12 protein-coding genes are annotated in these 14,501 nt (G+C 65.5%); 7 read left to right on the top strand and 5 right to left on the bottom strand.

The annotated features are described in order from the left end of the window. The first annotated feature begins 80 nt into the window (after positions 1 to 80). Genes ACGHN1_RS04940 through gmk form a run of 3 tightly spaced genes read left to right on the top strand, consistent with a single transcriptional unit; the run spans position 81 to position 1,757 of the window. Positions 81 to 596 (top strand): SspB family protein, encoded by a 516-nt coding sequence (locus tag ACGHN1_RS04940; protein ID WP_390548872.1) that lies wholly within the window; start codon positions 81 to 83, stop codon positions 594 to 596. Positions 597 to 628: 32 nt separating this feature from the next. Further along, on the top strand, positions 629 to 1,057 hold the full coding sequence (locus ACGHN1_RS04935; protein WP_390548870.1) for a hypothetical protein: 429 nt from the start codon (positions 629 to 631) through the stop codon (positions 1,055 to 1,057). Positions 1,058 to 1,109: 52 nt separating this feature from the next. Further along, positions 1,110 to 1,757, top strand: coding sequence for a guanylate kinase (gmk, locus tag ACGHN1_RS04930; RefSeq protein ID WP_390548868.1), 648 nt, complete (start codon positions 1,110 to 1,112; stop codon positions 1,755 to 1,757). 7 nt (positions 1,758 to 1,764) lie between these two features. Here the strand turns inward: gmk and ACGHN1_RS04925 are convergent, their stop codons facing one another. The 4 genes from ACGHN1_RS04925 to ACGHN1_RS04910 form a co-directional block, all read right to left on the bottom strand. Further along, complete coding sequence (locus tag ACGHN1_RS04925; protein WP_390548866.1) at positions 1,765 to 3,330, bottom strand: hypothetical protein; 1,566 nt, start codon at positions 3,328 to 3,330, stop codon at positions 1,765 to 1,767. 67 nt (positions 3,331 to 3,397) lie between these two features. Continuing rightward, positions 3,398 to 4,204, bottom strand: a complete 807-nt coding sequence (locus tag ACGHN1_RS04920; protein ID WP_390548864.1) for an SDR family oxidoreductase — start codon at positions 4,202 to 4,204, stop codon at positions 3,398 to 3,400. Positions 4,205 to 4,303: 99 nt separating this feature from the next. Then, complete coding sequence (locus ACGHN1_RS04915; RefSeq protein ID WP_390548862.1) at positions 4,304 to 5,443, bottom strand: acyl-CoA dehydrogenase family protein; 1,140 nt, start codon at positions 5,441 to 5,443, stop codon at positions 4,304 to 4,306. 103 nt (positions 5,444 to 5,546) lie between these two features. After that, positions 5,547 to 6,737, bottom strand: a complete 1,191-nt coding sequence (locus ACGHN1_RS04910; protein WP_390548861.1) for an acyl-CoA dehydrogenase family protein — start codon at positions 6,735 to 6,737, stop codon at positions 5,547 to 5,549. Between the two features lie 204 nt (positions 6,738 to 6,941). Between ACGHN1_RS04910 and ACGHN1_RS04905 the strand changes: the two genes are divergently transcribed. From ACGHN1_RS04905 to ACGHN1_RS04890, 4 genes are all read left to right on the top strand, one after another. Beyond that, the gene (locus tag ACGHN1_RS04905) at positions 6,942 to 8,378 is read left to right on the top strand and encodes an MFS transporter (RefSeq protein WP_390548859.1); all 1,437 of its coding nucleotides are present in this window, start codon (positions 6,942 to 6,944) and stop codon (positions 8,376 to 8,378) included. Positions 8,379 to 8,465: 87 nt separating this feature from the next. Next, on the top strand, positions 8,466 to 9,809 hold the full coding sequence (locus ACGHN1_RS04900) for an acyl-CoA dehydrogenase family protein (RefSeq protein WP_390548857.1): 1,344 nt from the start codon (positions 8,466 to 8,468) through the stop codon (positions 9,807 to 9,809). Next, entirely contained in the window at positions 9,809 to 10,897 is a 1,089-nt protein-coding gene (locus tag ACGHN1_RS04895; RefSeq protein ID WP_390548855.1) for a Zn-dependent alcohol dehydrogenase, read from the top strand. The genes ACGHN1_RS04900 and ACGHN1_RS04895 overlap by 1 nt, the downstream gene beginning before the upstream one ends. Further along, positions 10,897 to 11,982 carry a phosphotransferase family protein gene (locus ACGHN1_RS04890; protein WP_390548853.1) on the top strand — a complete coding sequence of 362 codons (1,086 nt, stop codon included), beginning with the start codon at positions 10,897 to 10,899 and terminating at the stop codon, positions 11,980 to 11,982. The genes ACGHN1_RS04895 and ACGHN1_RS04890 overlap by 1 nt, the downstream gene beginning before the upstream one ends. Here ACGHN1_RS04890 and ACGHN1_RS04885 read toward each other — a convergent pair. Next, positions 11,979 to 14,360 (bottom strand): S8 family peptidase, encoded by a 2,382-nt coding sequence (locus ACGHN1_RS04885; RefSeq protein ID WP_390548851.1) that lies wholly within the window; start codon positions 14,358 to 14,360, stop codon positions 11,979 to 11,981. The two genes, ACGHN1_RS04890 and ACGHN1_RS04885, sit on opposite strands and share 4 nt — an antisense overlap. Positions 14,361 to 14,501 lie beyond the last annotated feature (141 nt).

The raw sequence follows: 14,501 nt of genomic DNA, 5'->3' as shown, positions 1-14,501 counted from the left end.
CAGGCAAGGGAATCGTCCGGGGGAATGGCACCGACTTCGCGCTTGACCGGATGCGCGCCCGCCGCCACCTAGCCTGGGATATGAGCGACGAAACGCCCGACAGCCTGATCCCCTACGATGCCATCGTGCAGGAGGCCCTGCGCGCGGTGGTCGGAAGGGTGCTCGGCGAGATCGAGGATTCCGGCGGCGAGCTGCCGGGTAATCATCACTTCTACATCACCTTCAAGACTCACGCGCCCGGCGTTTCGGTGCCCAAGAGCCTGCGCGAACGCTTCCCGGACGAGATGACCATCGTGCTCCAGAACAAGTTCTGGAACCTCAACGTGCGCGAGGACGGCTTCGGCGTCGGGCTGAGCTTCAACCAGATTCCGGCCGAGCTCGAAATTCCCTATGCCGCGATCACGCAATTCGTCGATCCCGCGGTCGATTTCGGCTTGCAGTTCCAGGCGACCGTTGCGGACATGGCCCCGGCCCCGACCGAGACGCCGGAGAACGATGCCGAGGACGGTGAAGCGGAACAGGGCGGCGATGCAGCCGTTAAGGGAGCGGACGACGGCTCGAACGTCGTCACGGTCGATTTCGGCCGCAAGAAATAGCCTCCCGGAGCTTCCGGGAATGCGGGGGCAGAATGGCGAACAAGGCAAGTCACATCACCGATCGTGCGGGAGCGGCGCTGGAAAGAGCGACCGATCCGCGGCCGCACCGTTCCGACAGGGTTCCGGGGCCGAGCCCGAACCCGGCAACCAATCTGATCATCAACGACATCATCCTGCGCAGCGTCGGGCGCCTGTCCCGACTGACGGTGGAGAAGGCGCTGCTGGGCCGGCAATATTCGAAGGAATTCGCCAAGGAAGCGGTGGAGAACCGCTCCCTGCTCCATACCCTCGCCGCCTATGGAGTCACCAAGGTTGCCACCCGCTCCGTACCCGGCGCGCTGGTCGTCGGCGCGGGGCTCGCCGCGAAGACGCTCTACGACCGGGCCCAATCGAAGAAGTCGGCGCGCCGCAACGGGGACCGCATGCTTAAGAAACAGGCCGACCCGGACGCGGCGATCTGAGAATCGCGCACACGGGCTTGATTTGCCGCCCCGCCATGCGCCAACAGCGCACATGGCCAGTCCCGAACATTCGATCGACACCCTTGCCCGGCGCGGGCTCATGTTCATCCTCTCCTCGCCAAGCGGCGCCGGCAAGACCACGATCAGCCGCATGCTGCTCGACGCCGACGACGAAATCATGCTCTCGGTCAGCGTCACCACGCGCCCGCCGCGCGAAGGCGAGATCGACGGGGTGCATTATCATTTCGTCGACGATGCCGAATTCGACCGGCTGGTGGAGGAAGACGATTTCTACGAATGGGCGCATGTGTTCGGCCATCGTTACGGCACGCCCAAGGGCCGTATCCGCAGCGCGCTGAAGGAAGGGCAGGATTTCCTGTTCGACATCGACTGGCAGGGCACGCAGCAGCTCTACCAGAAGGACCAGCAGGACGTGGTCCGGGTATTCATCCTGCCGCCCAGCATCGTCGAGCTGCGCCGACGGCTCGAGAGCCGCGCGCAAGACAGCGCGGCGGTGATCGATGCCCGCATGGAACGTGCCCGCAGCGAAATCAGCCACTGGGACGCTTACGACTACGTCGTCATCAACGACGACATGCAGGCCTGCTTCGCCAAGGTTCGCGAAATTCTCGACGCCGAACGGATGAAGCGCCAGCGGCAGACCGGTTTAATCCCCTTCGTGCGCGAACTGATGAGTTGATGCCGGTCTAACTGCCGGGCGTCGCCTCAAGCGAGACCAGATAGGACCGGACCCGCCTTTCGGCAGCTGGTCTATCGCGCGGGATACCTTCGAACAGGCCGACCGCCACGAAATCTCCGCGACGTACCGACAAAGTCCATTCCTCGCGCCCGCCGGCTGACGGGGGAAAACCGGAACGCAAGCTTTCCCGAACCCTTTCGCGCATCGCTGGGGTCGCGTTCAGCGCGAGGACCCGCGAGCCCGCCCCGCCCGTCCTGAAAGCGACGGCCGCGCGCGTCAGGCCGTGCTCTGCCATGAGATCGGCGAGCGGGCTTTCGAGCATCGCGATGTCGCAATCGACCGGGCGCTGGAGGCAGATGGCCTGAAGTTTTTCGCGGGCGTCGAAATGCGGGCGATGGACGGGTGCCCAAGTGTCGAAATCGACGATCCGCCAGCGATCGATCCAGATGGCGCGTTCCCCCGCCCCCCGATCCGCAAAGGGGGCGGCGGTGATGTAAGGGTGGAAGAAGGCCAGCACGACTCCGCTCGCGACCGCGGTCCCGACAGTCCAGTATCGCGGCATCCTCGCCAGCATCAGCGCAGCCATGGCGAGGCCCACGGCCATCGGCAGGGCGAACTGGTGGACATAGGCGACCCGGTCCGAACCCGCGGCGAGGACAATGGGGGTCAGGTAGAACGGCAGCAGGAGCCGCAACCGGCGATCCCGCCAGGCAAAGGGGAGCGCCACAAGCGTCGCCAGCGTGCCGACTGGGTTCTGGATGAGGACGATGAAACGCCATGCCCCGTCGACCGCCTGCGCCAGCGCCCAGTAGGGTGCGAGGCCCAGCGGCAGCTCCCACCAGCGTGCCGCATAGGGATTGGGCGCGTTGTAAGAGAGCAGAGCATCCTTCATCACCGATTGCAGCGTAAGAAATTCGGCGGGCACGAAGGGGTTCTCCCTGACGAAGAACCCCGGCAGGAAGCTGACCGCATAGACGGCCAGCGGCACGATACCGAAGCGCAGCAGCTCGATGCCGACCGCCCTGGGCCCGCCCGCGCCTCTCATACCGACGAGCAGGGCGAGGACGGGAAGCAGGGGCGCGACGGTCCATTTGCAGGCGAGAGAGAGCCCGAAGAACACCGCCGCCACCCATCTCCTGTCTTTCGCAAGCGCATGGGCACCCGCCGCAGCGAACAGCAGCATCGGTGCATCGAGCGTCCCGAGCCTGGCGAGGCCGAGCGTTAGGCCGCTGGTCGCCAGCAGGAAACCGAACATCAGGCTCGCCGTCCTGTCGCGGGTGAAGTGCCACATCGCCCGCATCGCCAGAAACAGGGCGCCCGTCATCGACACAAGCGAAAGGGCGCGCCAGCCCAGCGGATTGTCTCCGAGGACCGCGATCGACACCGCCAGCAGCTCCTTTGCCAGCATCGGATGCTCGCGATTGAGCACCGCCTCGCCCTGAAGCAGGCTCAGGGCGGCGGGGATATAGTATCCCTCGTCGAACAGGTAGCTGCCGGGCACCGCGATGCGCGGCAGGCACAGCAGCAGGAACAGACCCGCGATCGCCAGGGAAAGGGGTTGGGGATCGCGCATCATCCGCCGTCTAGCAATCGCCGACGGCGGCGCAAAGGCAGGCGATCATGGCCCGGAATTCGGGCGGTCAGCGTCCGCCGGCCGGGTCCGCGAAATGGGTGGGCAGCAGCGCATTGACGATGCCCCCGTCGACCGTCAGCGTCTCGCCGATCGTGTAGTCGCCCGCGCGGCTGGCGAGATAGACGGCGCTGCCGCCCATGTCGAAGGCATCGCCCACACGCTTGTTGGGAATGCCCTTCCCGCTTTCCTCGGCCATGTCGCGCGCGACCTTGTTCATGTCCGATGGGAAGGCACCGGGGGCGATCGCAGTCATGTACACGTGGTCCTTGACCAGCCGCGCCGCCATGCGGCGGGTGAGCTGGATCAGCGCCGCCTTGCTCGCCTGGTAGGAATAGGTTTCCCAGGGATTGATCCTGAGGCCGTCGACGCTGGCGATGTTGATCACCTTGGCCGGGCGTTCGGCGCTGGCCGCGGCGGTCAGCAGGCCGTGCAGCTTCTGGGTGAGGAAGAACACGGATTTGACGTTCAGATCCATGACCTTGTCCCAGCCTTTTTCAGGGAAATCGAGATATTCCGCACCCCATGCCGCGCCGGCATTGTTGACGAGGATGTCGAGCTTTTTCTCCTTGCCCGCAATCTCCGCGACCAGGTCGTCGATGCCTTCGGTGGTGGAAATGTCGCCCTGGACCGGCACCACGCGATCGCCCAGCTCCTCGGCGGTCTCGTGCAGTTCGCCGCCCTTGCGCGCGGTGATGTAGACGCGCTCGATCCCCGCCGCGAGGAACCCCTCGACGATCATTCGCCCGATCCCGCGGCTTCCGCCGGTCACCAGCGCAGTGCGTCCTTTGAGGCTGAACAGATCTTCGAGGGTCATGTTATTTCTCCGTCATCCCGGCCCAGGCCGGGGTCTTCGTGTTTTGGATCGTATCGAGGGGCCAGAGACCCCGGCCCGCGCCGGGGTGAAGCGTTCTCGTCAATACCCGCTCAGCTCGGCCACACGCCCGGCGTGATAGTACTGATCGCCCAGGAACTCCTGCAGCGCCCGGTCGCGCTTCATGTAGAGGCCGATGTCGTATTCGTCGGTCATGCCGATGCCGCCATGCATCTGCACGCCCTCCCGGACCGCCAGGCCGGCGGCCTTGGCGACCTTGGCCTTGGCCACGCTGGTCATCAGATTGGCCTTGTCCGATCCGCCATCGAGCAATTGCGCCGCCTTGATGGTCACCGCGCGGGCGATCTCGACTTCGGAATAGAGATGCGCGGCGCGGTGCTGGAGCGCCTGGAACTCGCCGATCAGCCTGCCGAACTGCTTGCGCTGCTTGAGGTAGTCGATGGTCATGTCCATCGCTCCCTGCGCCACGCCGACTCCTTCGGCCGCAGCGCCGACCCGGCCCGCGGCAAGCATGGCGTTCAGGATTTCGCGGCCGCCGTCGACCTCGCCGATCACGGCGTCGCCGTCGAGCTCGACCCCTTCGAACTTCGTGTGGGTGGCCATCGAACTGTCGACCAGCCGGACGGCATCGTGGGTCATTCCGTCGGCGTCCTTGGGCACCGCGAACAGGGTGATGCCGTCCGCATCGCTATCGCTGCCGGAAGTGCGCGCGGCGACGATCATCATGTCGGCACTTGCCCCATGGATCACGAAATCCTTCTGACCGGAAAGGCGAAAGCCGTTGCCCGACTTCTCGGCCTTGGTGCGGATCGTCTCCGGACGGTGCTTGGCACCCTCGTCGATGGCGACGGCGTAAACCTTCTCGCCCTCGACCATGCCAGGGAGCCAGCGGCCCTTCGCGTCATCACCGCCGTGCCTGAGCGCGGTCGCCGCCAGCACCGAGCTGGTGAGGAACGGCGAAGGTGTCAGATTGCGGCCGATCTGCTCGAGAACGATTCCCGCCTCGACATTGCCCATGCCGAGCCCGCCGTGATCCTCGTCCACCAGGATGCCGGTGAAGCCCATCTCGGCGAACTGCTTCCACAGCGCGTGGCCGAATCCGTCCTTGCAATCGCGATCGCGCCATTGGCGCAGCTGATCCTTGATCCCGCCCTGTTCGGCCATGAACTGGCTGGCGCTTTCGGCCAGCATCGCCTGATCGTCGTCGTGGTAGAGTGGCATTCGCCAGTTCCTCTCTCGTCATCCCAGCGAAAGCTGGGATCTGGTTCCGGTTGGTCGGCACACGCCGACAGAGATCCCAGCTTCCGCCGGGATGACGGTTAATCTACGCCCCGGGCAATTCCAGGATGCGCTTGGAAATGACGTTGAGCATCACCTCGCTGGTGCCGCCCTCGATGCTGTTGGCCTTGGTGCGCAGCCAGCCGCGCGCGGGCTTGCCGCCGCCGGTCTCCTCGCTCTCCCATTCCAGGGCTCTGGAGCCGCCCGCCGCCATCATCAGTTCGTGCCGGCGCTTGTTGAGCTCGGTCCCGACGTATTTCATCATGTTCGGCTGGGCCGGGTGGCCCTTGCCGACCTTGACCTCGTCGAGGAATTTCTCGCCCATCGCGGCGTAGGCCAGTGCATCGACGTCGAACATCGCCAGCTCGGCGCGCAGCACCGGATCCAATTCTCCGGCATTGCGCTTCATGGCCGCACCGATCGCACTGGTGCGGTCGCCGCCGCCAGCACCGGAGATCATCTCGCGCTCGTGCCCGAGCAGGTATTTCGCCACGTCCCAGCCGCGGTTGATCTCGCCGACATAGCCGGGGATGTCCTCGCCGTAGCTTTTGGGCACCTTCACGTCGTCGAAGAAGGTCTCGCAGAACGGGCTGTTGCCGCTGATCAGCTTGATCGGCTTTGTGTCGACCCCTTCGTTCGCCATGTCGAACAGCATGAAGGTGATGCCCTGGTACTTGTTCTCCTTGTCGGTGCGGACGAGGCAGAAGATCCAGTCGGCCTCGTCAGCGTAGGAGGTCCAGATCTTCTGGCCGTTGACCACCCAGTGATCACCCTTGTCCTCGCCGAATGTCTGCATGCTGACGAGGTCGGAGCCGCTCCCGGGCTCGGAATAGCCCTGGCACCAGCGGATTTCCCCGCGGGCGATCTCGTTCAGGAATTTCTGCTTCTGCCCTTCGGTGCCGAATTTGAGCAGCGCCGGGCCGAGCATCCAGATACCGAAGCTGGAAAGCGGCGGGCGCGCGCCGATGCGCGCCATTTCCTGCCGCAGCACCTTGGCCTGCGCCGCGGTCAGCCCGGCGCCACCATAAGCCTTGGGCCAATCGGGCACGGTGTAGCCCTTGTCACGGCAGGCCTCGAACCAGGCCTTCTGCGCATCGTTCTTGAAACTGGCATTGCGCCCGCCCCAATAGACGTCGTCCTCGTCGCGGACGGGCTGGCGCATCTCTTCGGGGCAATTCGCCTCCAGCCAGCCGCGCACTTCGCTGCGAAACGATTCCAGATCGCTGTCTTCGGCCATTTTCCGACTCCTCTCTCGAGCTCCTGATTGACGTAAACGTTAGGTCGATTCGACCCGTGCCCGCAAGGGTGATGACGGCAGAGCGCCATGCCGTAGCGTCAGGCCGTTTCCGTTGACGGCGGGCGGGCTGCCCCTAAGCTTGTGACGGGAATTTCGGGGAGAGAATGCCGTGCGATTCAGCCGCCGGGCAGGAATGAAACTGTCATGAGTTTCGTCAGCGGCCCCCTGCCGCAACGCCTCAAGATCGTCCACGGCTTCGGCGCGGTGGCGTTCGGCGTCAAGGACAGCGGCTTTTCCTTCTTCCTGCTGATCTTCTACAATCAGGTGCTGGGGATGAACGCCGGGCTGGTCAGTCTGGCGCTGGCCTGCGCGCTGCTGGTCGATGCCGTGGTCGACCCGATCCTCGGCAATCTGTCCGACCGTACCTATACGCGTTGGGGGCGTCGCCTGCCCTGGCTCTATGCCGCCGCGCTGCCGCTGGCGCTCGCCTGGGCGGTGCTGTGGAACCCGGCGGTCGACGGCACCCCGAGCTTCTGGGAACTGCTCGGCATCGCCATCGTCGTGCGCATACTTTTGTCCGCGTGCGAGGTCCCCTCGGTCAGCCTCCTGCCCGAGATCACCGCGGATTACGACGAGCGCACCACGCTGTTCCGCTATCGCTACCTGTTCGGCTGGATCGGCGGGCTGACCATGATGCTGCTCGCCTATACCGTCTTCATGCGCGGGCCCGAGGGGATGCTCGATGCCAGCGGCTACAGCCCCTTCGGCATCTTCGGCGCGGTGCTGATCTTCGTATCGGTCGTCGGGTCGGCGATCGGGCAGCATCGGCTGGTCGCCCATCTCCCAGCGGACCGGCCCCCGCCCTTTACCATCCGCCAGGCCTTTTCCGAGATCCGCGAGGCCTTTTCCGAACGCGCCTTCCTGATCTTTGCGGCCGGGGCGATGGCCGCATACGTCAGCCAGGGAATGACGTTCTCGATCTCCAACTACGTCAACCTGTTCGTCTGGCAGTTCGACCGCACCGCTCTGGTTATCTATCCGATCATCCTGTTCCTTTCGGTGGTGCTGATGTTCTTTGTCGTCGGACCGCTTCATCGCCGGTTCGGCAAGCCGCGCAGCGCCGCCTTGTCGATGATCGTGGCGCTGGGACTGGGCATGTTGCCATACGCCCTGTTCGTGGGCGGCCTGTGGCCCGAGCCGGGCACCGCCGCATCGACCGCGCTGTTCTACGGCTTCCTCCTGCTCTCCAACACCAGCGGCATCGTGACGATGATCTCAGGATCCTCGATGATCGCCGAGATCGTCGAGGCATTCCAGGAGCGGACCGGGCGGCGCGCCGAGGGCAGTTTCTATTCGGGCAACTGGTTCGTGCAGAAATGCGCGACCGGGGTCGGAATTTTCCTGACCGGGCAGATCATCGCCTTTTCCGGGCTCCCGACCGATGCCGCGCAAGGCTCGGTGGACGACGACGTGCTGATCCGCCTGATCGTGCTCTATGCGCTTGCCTCCGCGGTGCTGGCCTCGGTCGCCGCATACTGGCTCGGCCGCTTCCCGATCACGCGCGAGGAGCACGAGGCGCGGATCGCCGCGCTCGACCTGGCCGCTCGCGGCGACATCGACGCAGGCACCACCGGTCCCTGAGCGGGCTCCGCAGACAAACCCCTTGGCGCAGCTTCCCCGCTCTGCCAGTTTCGCAAAGCAACGGATTCGACGAGAGAGGATTTCACGATGGATTTCGAACCTACCGAACGGCAGGCCTATTGGCGCGACCGGGTCAAGAACTTCATCGACGACCATGTCCGCCCGGCCGTTCCGACCTATGCCAAGCAGGATGCCGAGGGTGATCGCTGGAAGGTGATCCCCGTGGTCGAGGAGCTGAAGGCCAAGGCCAAGTCGCAGGGCATCTGGAACCTCTTCATGCCGCCGCGCAACGAGGGTCACCATCATGTCGAGGAGAGCTTCGAATTCGAAGGGCCCGGCCTCACCAATCTCGAATACGCGCTCTGCGCCGAGGAGATGGGCAAGATCGGCTTCGCGTCGGAGGTCTTCAACTGCTCCGCGCCCGACACCGGCAACATGGAGGTCTTCCATCGCTACGGCACCCGCGAGCAAAAGGACGAATGGCTGACGCCGCTGATGAACGGCGAAATCCGCTCCGCCTTCCTGATGACCGAACCGTACACCGCCAGTTCCGATGCGACCAACATCGAAACAAGGATCGAGCAAGACGGTGATCACTACGTCATCAACGGCCGCAAATGGTGGTCTTCCGGCCTCGGCGATCCGCGCTGCAAGGTCGCCATCGTCATGGGCAAGACCGATTTTTCCGCCGGACGTCACGCCCAGCAGTCGATGATCCTGATGCCGGTGGAGGCGGAGGGCGTGAACATCCTGCGCCATCTCCCCGTCTTCGGTTACGACGATGCCCCGCACGGCCATATGGAAGTCGAATTGAAGGACGTCCGCGTTCCCGCTTCCGCGATGCTGCTCGGCGAAGGGCGCGGCTTCGAGATTGCGCAGGGGCGGCTCGGACCGGGCCGCATCCATCACTGCATGCGCACCATCGGCGTCGCGGAAGAGGCGCTGGAGAAAATGTGTCGCAGGCTCCAGGAACGCGAGGCCTTCGGCAAGCCGATCTACAAGCATTCGGTATGGGAAGAACGCGTCGCCCGCGCCCGGATCGACATCGACATGACTCGCCTGCTCTGCCTCAAGGCCGCCGACATGATGGACAAGGTCGGCAACAAGGCCGCCAAGCAGGAAATCGCGATGATCAAGGTACAGGCACCGAATATGGCGCTCAAGATCATCGACGATGCGATCCAGGCCCATGGCGGCGGCGGCGTGTCGAACGACTACGGGCTCGCCAGTGCCTACGCCCACCAACGCACCCTGCGGCTCGCCGACGGTCCCGATGAGGTCCACGCCCGTTCGATCGCGCGGATGGAATTCGCCAAGCACCTTCCCCAGGAGGGGCCGAGCGCCAATGCGCTGCGCGGCGGGAATGCCCAGTCCGCGAGCGCGGGCAGTGCCGGCGCGATGAGCAGCGGCGACGTGGGGGCGAGCCGCTGATGGCCAAGGCAGCGATCCTGGAGAAGGTCGGCGCGCTTACCATCGGCGAGGTCGAGCTGGCCGATCCCGGCCCGCACGAGGTGCTGATCGATACCAAGGCCTGCGGCCTCTGCCATTCGGACCTGCATTTCATCGACGGCGCCTATCCGCACCCCGTCCCCGCCATACCGGGTCATGAAGCAGCAGGCGTGGTTCGCGCCGTCGGCAGCGAGGTCAAGACGGTAAAGCCGGGCGACCACGTGGTTTCCTGCCTCTCCGCCTTCTGCGGGCACTGCGAATTCTGCGTCACCGGGCGAATGGCGCTGTGCATGGGGGCGGACACGCGCCGTCCGCAGACCGCCAGGCCGCGCATCATGCGGGCGGACGGCAGCGAACCGGTCGCGCAGATGCTCAACCTGTCCGCTTTCTGCGAGCAGATGCTGATCCACGAGCACGCCTGCGTCGCGATCGACAAGGACATGCCGCTCGACCGCGCGGCGATCATCGGCTGCGCGGTCACGACCGGTGCGGGGACGATCTTCAACGCCTGCTCGGTCGTTCCGGGCGAGGCGGTCGCAGTGGTCGGTTGCGGCGGGGTCGGCCTCGCCGCGGTCAACGCCGCCAAGATCGCCGGCGCGGGCAAGGTTATCGCCATCGATCCGATCCCGGAGAAGCGCGAACTCGCCGAAGCGCTGGGCGCGACGCACAGCATCGATGCCATGGCCGAAGATGCGGTCGAGCAGGTCATGCGGATCTCCGAAGGCGGGGTGCACCACGCGATCGAGGCGGTGGGCCGCCAGGCCAGCGCCGATCTCTCGGTCAAACTGTTGCGGCGCGGCGGCACGGCGACGATCCTCGGGATGATGCCGCTCGACTGCAAGGTCGGCCTGGGCGCCATGGATCTCCTCAGCGGCAAGAAGCTCCAGGGTGCGATCATGGGCATGAACCACTTCCCGGTCGACCTGCCCCGCCTCGTCGATTTCTACATGCGCGGACTGCTCGATCTCGACACGATCATCGCCGAGCGCATCCCGCTCGAGAAGATCAACGATGGTTTCGAGAAGATGAAACAGGGCAATTCGGCGCGCAGCGTGGTGGTGTTCGATTGATGGCGGCTGACGACACGAGCATCGATTTCGACAAGGAGATGGTCGGCACCGTCGCTGTGCCCGAGCGCGATCAGCTCGATCTCGACCGGTTGGGCCAATGGTTCGCGGCGAACGTCGAGGGTTTCGAAGGGCCGATTTCCTATTCCAAGTTCAAGGGCGGTCAGTCGAACCCGACCTATCGCATCGACACGCCCGGACGCGCCTATGTCCTGCGCCGCCAGCCCTTCGGCAAGCTGTTGCCCAGCGCGCATGCCGTTGATCGGGAATATGCCGCCATGTCGGCGCTCGGCCCGACCGGCTTTCCCGTGCCCAAGACCTACGGGCTGTGCGAAGACACGGATGTCATCGGGTCCAAATTCTTCGTCATGGGTCTCGCCGACGGACGCTCGCTGTGGAACGGTGCCCTGCCCGGTATCGATCCGGAAGAGCGCCGTGCGATCTACCATGCGATGATCGACACGATGGCGGACCTTCACCTCAAGGACCCGCAGGAGATCGGCCTCGGCGATTACGGGAAGCCGACCGATTACTGCGCGCGGCAGATCGCGCGCTGGTCCAAGCAGTACAAGCTCTCCGAAACCGAGCACATGGAGCAGATGGAGCGGTTGATCGCCTGGCTGCCCGAGACGATTCCCCCGCAACACGAAAGCAGCGTGGTCCACGGAGATTACCGGCTCGACAATCTCATTTTCGAGAAAGACAGCCCGAACGTCCTGGCCGTGCTCGACTGGGAGCTGTCCACCCTCGGCGATCCGATCGCGGATTTCAGCTATCTCATGCTCAACTGGCACAACCCGGCGGACGGGCGCGCCGGGCTTCTCGGCCTCGACCTTGGTGCGCTCGGTATCCCGACACAGGGCGAAGCGGTCGAACGCTATGTCGCGCGGACCGGCTATCCGGTGCCGCCGATGGACTGGTATTTCGCCTACAATCTCTTCCGCCTTGCCGGGATCATGCAGGGCATCAAGAAGCGAGTGATCGACGGCACCGCCTCCTCGGCCCACGCCAAGGCGATGAGCGAGCGGGTCGGACCGCTCGTCGAGCGGGCCCATCAGTTCGCCCTCGAAGCGGGAATGCCGGCCTAGAAGGCCCGGCGCCAGCTCAGCGCAGCGCCCATATCGTCGGGCGCGGCGACGTAGTGTCCGGGTTGCCGGCGATAATAGAGGCTGGCACCGGCCTCGCCCGAGCCCACCGGGCCGCGCCAGGCCACTTCGCCGACGATCTCCCGACCTGATGGCGCCAGCGAAAGGTGGCGGCGACCGAAGCTCGCCGTCTCGCTGACATAGTCGTAGCTCACCGGCATATCGAAGGCGATCCCACCTCCCGTTACCCGGAGTGGCTGAGCGATGCGGAAGCCGATGCTGTCGCCCGGCTTGAACAGTCCACTCCGAGACAGATCGAGCGACCATGCGTTGCTGGCGAAATTCGACCCCGCCGCCACCAGTCCCGCTCGGCGCGCCTGCGTGTATCCTTGACGATAGTTTCCTGCCAGGATCCAGCCGTCGAACACGCGCATCGCCGCGCCGGCATCGACGAACAGGGTCTCAGCGCCTGCCGCTCCCAGGCTGCGATCGAAATAGCCCCCCAGCACCGTTTGCTCTTCCTGCATCACCGTGAGACCGAACACCGTATCCAGCGGCCCGAAGCTGCGGTCTGCCGCGATCGCGAAGCTTCGTGTACCAAAGCGTTCGCGCCGACCGCGGAGATTCTCTTCGCCGCGTCGCCAATTTCCGAGCCAGGCCTCGCCGCTCTCGGCACTCAGGGTCAATCCGAAGCCCGCTATCTCGCGGCGCAATGCCAGCGACATGTCGGACACACGCTCGAAGCCCGTATCGCCATTCGCTGCCCCGGCGATAAGGAAAGCCGGGCGCTGCGTGTCCTGCAGCTGTCCTGCAAGCCCGCTCGCCCCTTCGCGCATGGCGATGCCGAGCTGCGTGTGGGGGTCGATGCGCAGCGCCAGCCTCGCCGCCAGCACGCGCGCTGCCTCCGCCTGTTCTTGGGTCAGCCGGAGCTGACCGATCCACCCCTCTTTCGGCTGCGCTCCGGGGTCGGCGATGGTGAAGGCAAGCGACATGTCGCGACTGCCCGCAGCGACATGTCGCGACCCGCCGGCAAGCGCTGCGTGTAGCCGGTACTGCGGCACCGAGCCCCGCAACCCGGCACCGAAATCATATTCGTAGGCACGCTCGTAATCGTCGAGCACCACGCCCCGCATTGGCTGTCCGCCCATAAAGGCGTCCCCCATCGCCGCCGAGGCGATCGCAGTGTCGGAACCGATGCGGACGGCCGTGGCTGTGCCAGCCATCGTGGTGGTCCCCGACGGCGCGAAGGCGGCGGCGATGTCGAGAAGGCCCCGCCCGTAGATCGGATCGGTCCCGGCGCTGCCTGCATCGCGCGCGCTGGCAAGCAGGATTTCGACGATCTGCTGCCCGGTCAGATTGGGAAAGGCCTGCGCCAGCAAGGCCACCGCACCGGCGACCTGCGGGGTGGCGAAACTGGTGCCGGCGAACAGCAGGCGGAAGCTGCCCCCCGAATCCCTGCCGACGAAGATCTCTCCGTCCTCGTAGACGCAGCAGATGCGCTCGCCCCGGGCGCCGAGATACCACGCGGCATCATCTCCGGCGCGCTGGCTGAAGCTGGAGATCGTCCCGGCCTCGTCGACCGATCCGACGATGATGACGTTGTTCCCGCCCGCGGCGCGCAGGGCCGAAGCGAATTCGGTGGGCTGGTTGGGATCGGTCCCGGCGACATCTCCCTGCCCGCCGTTGCCGGCCGCGACGACGACGACGATACCCGCATCCGAAGCCCGCCGGATCGCGCCAAGCACGGATTGTGAGGCGCCATCGCCCCCGAGGCTGAGGTTCACGACCCTGGCGCCGCTGGCGATCGCCACGTCGACGGCTTCGGCGATTTCGGAATCGAGGAAGCTGCAGCCGAGCGATGTGTCCTCCGGAGTGTCCGTTCCGCAGGTGCCGACCCGGTCTGCGCGCAGCACCAGCAGGTCGGCATCGAAGGCGATCCCGAGAATGCCCGCGCCGTTGCGCGCTGCGGCCGCCACCAGCGCGACGTTGGTCCCGTGATCGTCTTCCTGCTGAATCCCCCGATTGCCCGCGACATCGCGCGAGTTGGGGTGAATTCGTCCGGCGAACTCGGGATTGTCTGGGTCGATACCTGTATCGACGATGGCGATGGTGACGCCATCCCCGGTTGCGCCGCGCTGCCATGCAGCGGTTGCGTTGTGCTGGTCCGGGCCGTCCGAGGTGCGGAATTCGGCGGTATCGAAATTGGTCGGCGGCGGCGTGGGTGTCGGTGTGGGAGCAGGAGCGGGCGTTGGCACCGGCGTCGGCGTCGGTTGCGGCACCGGCGTGCTGCTGATGCCGCCGTTGCCACCGCCGCCACCGCAAGCGGCCAGAAAGACCAGCGCGCTGAGGACGGCAGGGGGCCTGATCCGCAATAGAGACATTCCAAGGTCCTCTGGGAGTACACCTGCGTTCATAAGCCGGGACGATGGCCAAAGGCTTAACGCAGCAAGGGGCTTGCATCGGCCCGGCGTCTTGCCGCCGTCCTACCCGACGCCTAACGGGACTGGCATTCCCAAATCAGG

Origin of the sequence: Qipengyuania sp. MTN3-11 (genome assembly GCF_042851825.1) — a bacterium.
Taxonomy (GTDB): Bacteria; Pseudomonadota; Alphaproteobacteria; order Sphingomonadales; family Sphingomonadaceae; genus Qipengyuania.
This window is presented reverse-complemented; position numbering and strand designations above follow the sequence as displayed.